Genomic DNA, 6378 nt, shown 5'->3' on the forward strand with positions numbered 1-6378 from the left:
GGTCGACATAGCTGAACAGCGATCCGCTCGCCTCGTCCGTTCCACGCATCTTCACCACCCCGCCTAACTGCTCGGGGTGAATCATGTTCCGCGCCGCAGGTCGAGCACTGACTATTTCAGCGACCTGCTAATCAGCCTCCGGCAAACCCGGAGCGGTTCACCGCACGCGAATGGCGCTGTGCTCAGGTCCGGCTGACAAACTCCGCTCCAAACCGCTGAGCCAGAAATTCTCTCTGGGAAGTCAGCCGTTCTTCGAGCAGCGCCCTCACAGAATCCGGAGCATTCCCGGGTCCCGTCGGGAAAACGGGCCTGTGCGCAGCCGGATATTCAGCAGGTGCAAGACCACAGAACTGCTCTACCTCTCGAAGGAAGTCTTTCGGTTTGCGGGTAATGTCACCGAATGCCATGTATGACACTCGCATGCCGCTATCGTCCCACAACGGCAAATAGCGCGCGTAGTCCCCACGTGCGGTAATGACCGGCTCACGGACAGCCTCCAGCCAGCATTCAGCGTCATCAAGTGAGAGGCCTTTGCGCTTCATGTTCATCTTGGCCTGCGAGATAGCCCTCTCGACTGGGTCGCGAATGATATAGATGATATGGGGATCCGGCAGATATTTCTTCATGAACGAGATGCCCTCCGCAGGAAGCGTGGAATACTCGGGCGTTACGTCAAGTCCAACGCGCCCAGCGGGCATCGCACTGAATACCCTCTTATACCAGGTACCGTTCAGGATCGGCTCCTCCATCAATGAGCGAAGATGTCTCTCCTGATCTGCGGTGAGATTTCCGCGGGTCAGCAATTTCTTAACATTTGAACGTATATGCCATTTGGCCCATTTCTTACTGTCTTCGACAAACTTAAAATCGAAGAAGTGTAACTCTTTGAAGGGCGGGACCCAAATCCGAGGATGCGATGCCAGATTTTCATGCAGCCACGAGGTGCCCGCCTTCTGTGCGCCAATACAGATAACTGCGGGCAACTGACTCATGACGGGCACTTTCTGCCCTCAAAGGATAGTGTAAAGCGTGGGTGTTCCGAGAAAGGATGTACAGATGCCAAAGCGTCGGTGCGCTGGAATACGGTGTTCCCTCTGGCCACGGCATCGATCAGCCGCATGAGTGGCGCACCCGCAATCCCGCCGCGCTTGGCTGCGTCTAGCATGAGGACGTTGAGGTTGATAAGGATATCATCACCCGGACTAAAGCCGAACATACCCGGAACACTCTTATTCTTGAATGCATGTGCCTCTGGCGGCCGATTGCGCCGACGAGCGTGATGCTCCGTCTCATAGATTTTTATAAGGTTCCCATAAATGAAGCCCATGCCGCCCGCGATGCGCTCATCGGGCATGTCGCTATGGTCATAGAACGTTTGCAGTGCAGAAATCAGCCAGCGCACGCTCAGTCTTTCCACAAGGAAATCGGACTGCTCCGCCCACAACCTTCGAAACAGCGTCCAAGCCTTTTGCGTATGCGGCGTGTCTCTCCTCAGGTAAGAGATCACCACGGCGTGGAGCAGTTCGAGTTCCGACTGGCCCGCGAAGGTTTTTGAGAGCAGCCTGATTTGCTGCTCCATGTCAGAGCGCTTAGTTTCCGGCCGGGTGGTCAGCTTTTCAACAGTAAGGCTCGCCATTTCTTCGAAATCCGCGGTGTCCTCCGGAAGAAAGTCGACCGTGTCCGGTGCGCGAGAAAATTTGCGCTTCAGGCGATCATTAAGGGCCTGAAGCGTTTCTGGGATTGTAATTTCCAGCATTCTGAACCGCTCCTGGGCCTGTAGCCATATATGCCCGCCTTGATCGCCGCGCTGCGGGGGGGGGCAGGGCTCAGGCACGTTGTAAATCCTGCCGATATATTGAGTAGCAGCGCGTCCAAAAGTAATGACGCCTGATAACCTTTTCCAGTTGGTCGCACAAGCGGGCCGCCGTCAGATATTTGGCGCAGGTCGGGACTTAGCTTAGCGGAGAGCGGTCCTGGTCCGGGATTTGATGTTATACGACATGCTTGTTGTGATGCAAGCGCCGATATTCAATGGTCTTTAGTTTGATCCTTTCTCGCTGCCTGATGACGGCTGGTGCTCTTCCGAGGTATGCATCGGTAACCCGATGGGTGGACCCAGATGCTAGCCGGGTTAAGAAACAGGATTTGGAACGCGCCTCACGAGGGTTAAAAGCGACACCGACAGATTAATCCAAAGCCCGGTCCGGCAGCTACCGGAGTCGAACACCTGAATTACCATAAAAATAGCCAAATAGTTGCCGCAAGCGTCGCTATAGCGGCGATTCCAATCCAGAAAATACTCCCGCCTTGATCGCCTTTGACAGTTTCATCACCCTGCCGCGCGCGTTCTTCTTTGGCTTGACGTACACTTTCCATGTCTTCAATCATTCGCTTGATCCCTCTGTTGTCGTATTTGCACATGTACTATCGCGAGTTTAATCTTGATTTATGTTGCCGCGCATGCTTGTGACGTATATTTTTTATGAAATACGTCTGCTTTGAGGAATTTATAAAAATATGATTACTTAACATTACAAGTGTTAAACTCATCTGTTTTACGTTTTAAAGCTGGCTTCTATAATTCAAGCGACAGGCCTGGAAAGATCTCAAGTAAATTCTTTGCTATTAAGATTTTATATTCTGAATCAGACAGAAGAAGAACAGCCTCTCTATGCCATCCGTGACAGAGGGAATGAGCGTCGACCTGGCTTTGGCGGGAACGTATCACCCCCTGTCGTTCAGGGTTTTATCACGCAGCCCTAAGCGAAGATTCTCACAATTTCGCTTACTCTGGTATTTCAAATCGCCTCGCTCAAAACAAATATCCTACGTCATGGAGGCCGCCTTTCAGGGCGCAGACCTGACCGATACGCGTGAATGCCCGCTGCCTGCTGGCAGCACTTCCGTATCATAAGCTCTCGAGCTTGTTCGTTCGCTCCAAATTTATACATGTATTCTGCAAGAACTCGCTCGAGTTCATCGATTCTTCTTTGTAGTTCATCTTCACTAATCATGGCGCCTCTCTTGTTGAAAGATAGAATGAAATTATATTAGTTAACAAATCATTAACAGGCAGATTTTTTCATCGTAAGTGTTGAACGGCTTGCAGTATGGACCCCGCTTCTGGGGTGATCGGGATCCAAAAGGGGCTCTGTCGCAGATTTGGTGCAGTTGAACTTCTACCTCACTACATTTTGGGCTTCTTTGAGGGAGGTTACCGATACCATCAAGGTTTTCACGCCGAGATTTTCTGCCGACAGGACTTACTGCCGACCAGATTGAGCTCGATGACAATACCATCCGTATCCATCCCGCTCTTCGGCGACCTCGGCCGCCTGCCCACACTGCGTGAGCATTTCGGACAATGTCCACAGCCGGTATCGGCGTCGGCCGGCCGGTGTGCCTGCCCATGGGCGAGCCGTGGAAATTGTCTTGCAGGTTCGCCGCTTTCGGTGCCACGCGCCCAGCTGTCCGGCCCGGATCTTCGCCGCACGGTTCCCGCCTGGCGTCACCCGACCGCACATGCGGCGCACCTCGCGCTTGCAGGATCTTGTGCGCCACCTCGGTCTTGCCCTCGGCGGACGACCTGCTCAAGCGCTCGCCCGACGCCTTCTGTTGCCAGCAAGCAAGGACACGTTCTTGCGTGGGGCACGGACATTGATGGGCTCCGCCTCAGTATCGCCCCGTGTGATCGGCATCGATGACTGGATATGGCGCAAGTGGCAGCGTTACGGCACGATGATCTGCGATTTGGAGCGGCGGCAGGTGATCGACCTACTGCCTGATTGCGAGCCTGCCACTGTGAAAGCCTGGCTCCGCGCGCATCCCGGCATCCGGATCATCGCCCGCGACCGTAACGGCGGCTATGGCGGGGCTGCCGCCCGTGCCCTGCCAGAGGCGGTTCAGGTCGCTGATCGCTGGCATCTGCTGCAGAATGCAAGCGCCGTGTTCCTGGCGGCCGTGCAGCACAGCATGCCCGTCATCCGCAGGGCGATAGGGGCGAATACGTTCGATCCCGCGCTGCTGGCGGCAGCGGAAAAACTGCAATACGAAGGCTTTCGGCGTCGTCAGAAAACCAACCGGATGGTAAGGAAGATGAGCGCGCAGGAACGCAGCCCAATCCATGCTGGTGAATTGGCTGCCCTGATCTGAATGAATCAACACCTTTCCCTTCGGCTTGCGCCGCCAGACAGCCATGAGCAGGGCTTGCAAGACGACATCCGTTGTTTGCCTGCTTTGCATCGACCAACCAATCACGCGCCGGGAATAGAGGTCGATGACCACAGCGAGATAGGCGAAGCCCTCCAGCGTCCGGATGTAGGTGATGTCCGTCACCCAAACCCTGTCCGGCGCCTCGACGTCGAACTGCCGGTCGAGGCCTCGCCGGTTCTCTCGAACCGGTGGCGCTCACCGGCTCGATATCGACCACGACTGATGGCTTGCCGCCATAGCTGCCAGGGCGGCGTTTATAGCCGATCTGAGCCTTGATCCCCGCAATCTGTGCCAGCCGGGCAACCCGGTTCGGACAGATGCTTTCGCCCTGCTCAACCAGATCGTCATGCAGCTTGCGGTATCCGTAGGCTTTCCCACTCTCCGTCCAGGCGCTTCGCAGCAGTTCAGTCTGGCGCCTGTCTTCTTGAGCTCGCGCACTCATCGGAGCCTGTAGCCAGGCATAGAATCCGCTCGGCTGGATGCGCAGACACCGGCACATGGCCCGGACAGAAAACTGCCCCCGATGCTCGGCCACGAACGCCGTCGCCATTGGGCTCGAACCAATGGCGCCTCAATGGCTCCACTCACTTTGCACCCCGAGCGAAATACGCGGTGGCTTTTTTTAGGATGTCGCGCTCCTCGGAAACCCGTGCAAGCTCCCGCTTCAACAGGCGGATCTCGGCATCCTTCTCGGTCTCGCCTGATACCGTCTTCGCGAACTTGCGCTTCCAGGCATAGAGCGAGTGCTTGCTCACCCCGAGCCGTTCAGAAACCTCGCTGACCGGGTAGCCCCGCTCCGTGATCTGAGCGACCGCATCGCGCTTGAAGTCGTCGCTGAAAGTGGCTGTGCCCATCATGGCCTCCTTGCCTCAAAATTAGCAAAGAAGGCGTCCACGAAACATGGGGCTATTCAGGCACCGTTCTGTAGCCGAAGGATGGTTCCTGTTCGATCATGGCTTTGATCGGCTCAGAGAACTGTGAATCGACCTTCAGAACCGCCTTGATTAGCCGATAATAAACCGTCCGGTGCGGCACCTCAATACCCGCGCGCAGAGCTTGGTCAACGTAACCTTGATACCCTCAACGAGAAGGCCCTAATGGATGTTCTGGATCATTTCCTCGCCAGGGTTTCTCGAAGCAGTGGCGCAACTATGGCTCAATCCTGTGCATCCAGCAGGGCCTGGTATTTTTTTCGCGCGCAACTCCAGCATGGTCTCGCCATAGGGCTCCGGCAGATCCTTTAACTGCTTCTCGTATTGCTCCCGGATGTCGAGCGGGTTCGCCCGCAGGGACATCTTCGGGGCTTACGCGGCTGTACTGAAGCCACGGTCCCCTTCGATATCCATCCCCCGCTTCGCGTCATCAACCCACCCCTCAATCTCCGAGGGCGAAAGGTCGAAGGACCGGTTGGCCTTCGCCACCGTGGTCTTGACCTGAATAATCTCGATCATCAGCGCAGTTTTCCGCTTCGCCGTCCAGCGCTTGATGCTGGCGCCCATAGTCATACTCATTGCTAAGTTCTCCATTGTAGCATGAGCAGATTTTCACTGGTTCGATACACCTGAAGCATAAAATGTTGAATTTCTAATATGTCATTAGGGCTGACTTTCGCACTACACGAGTGCGCATTTTGAATGGATGCTGACCAAAAATGACATCGCCATCTTGATAATCCGCCCAAGGGGCGTTTTGGGCGAGGTAGCAAGATAGGCTCTCCTACAAGGCCGCAAGCCGAGCCAGAAGTAAGAAAATACGCTATTCCACTATCAATGAATGCGTCATATTTAAATTAAGCCATCGCCCGTGCCACGGATTACGAAACGCCTCCTAGATTGACAGCAATCGGCACTTTGACACTGGCAATGTTGTGCGGGTATGGTGGTTGACGTTCACATCTTAGAACCAAACCCTTTCGACATCCGGATGGATGTGTAGAAATCCCATGCCCCATGCGGGCCAGAGACAAATGCGACGGGAAATGAAAAATGAAAAATGAATTGTTACCTCATCCAGTGATACGGGGTGGCCGCCTTGTGAAATGGAAAGGCCAGGTGGCGAGCATCGCTCCGTTCGTCGCCGGAGTTGCGGCTTCGGCAGCGATGATGGGTGGCTTGACCATTCTGTCGGCGGGAAGCGCATCTGCAGCCGCATGCAATGTCGCCAATA

5 protein-coding genes and 2 pseudogenes are annotated in these 6378 nt (G+C 55.0%); 2 read left to right on the forward strand and 5 right to left on the reverse strand.

What is annotated here, in order from left to right; genetic code table 11:
- Window positions 1–182: 182 nt before the first annotated feature.
- From HOY34_RS21535 to HOY34_RS21545, 3 genes are all read right to left on the reverse strand, one after another.
- Complete coding sequence (locus HOY34_RS21535; protein WP_172366703.1) at window positions 183–992, reverse strand: sulfotransferase family protein; 810 nt, start codon at window positions 990–992, stop codon at window positions 183–185.
- Window positions 989–1756 (reverse strand): hypothetical protein, encoded by a 768-nt coding sequence (locus tag HOY34_RS21540; protein WP_172366705.1) that lies wholly within the window; start codon window positions 1754–1756, stop codon window positions 989–991. The genes HOY34_RS21535 and HOY34_RS21540 overlap by 4 nt, the downstream gene beginning before the upstream one ends.
- A 476-nt stretch (window positions 1757–2232) precedes the next feature.
- Window positions 2233–2388, reverse strand: coding sequence for a hypothetical protein (locus HOY34_RS21545; protein WP_172366707.1), 156 nt, complete (start codon window positions 2386–2388; stop codon window positions 2233–2235).
- Window positions 2389–3220: 832 nt separating this feature from the next.
- On the opposite strand from HOY34_RS21545, the pseudogene HOY34_RS21550 reads away from it, so the two are divergent.
- Window positions 3221–4122 (forward strand): annotated as a pseudogene (locus HOY34_RS21550) (ISL3 family transposase); the annotation flags it as partial.
- On the opposite strand, the pseudogene HOY34_RS21555 reads toward HOY34_RS21550, so the two are convergent.
- Both HOY34_RS21555 and HOY34_RS22260 read right to left on the reverse strand, forming a co-directional pair.
- Window positions 4096–5066: pseudogene (locus HOY34_RS21555) on the reverse strand (IS3 family transposase); the annotation flags it as partial. The pseudogenes HOY34_RS21550 and HOY34_RS21555 sit on opposite strands and share 27 nt — an antisense overlap.
- Window positions 5067–5516: 450 nt before the next feature.
- On the reverse strand, window positions 5517–5711 hold the full coding sequence (locus HOY34_RS22260) for a hypothetical protein (protein ID WP_253944598.1): 195 nt from the start codon (window positions 5709–5711) through the stop codon (window positions 5517–5519).
- Between the two features lie 486 nt (window positions 5712–6197).
- Here HOY34_RS22260 and HOY34_RS21910 point away from each other — a divergent pair.
- Window positions 6198–6378, forward strand: a 181-nt coding sequence (locus tag HOY34_RS21910; protein WP_216654878.1) for a hypothetical protein, incomplete at its 3' end; no start/stop codon positions are given.

Source organism: Pseudogemmobacter hezensis, assembly GCF_013155295.1.
In the GTDB taxonomy this organism is placed as follows: Bacteria; Pseudomonadota; Alphaproteobacteria; order Rhodobacterales; family Rhodobacteraceae; genus Pseudogemmobacter; species Pseudogemmobacter hezensis.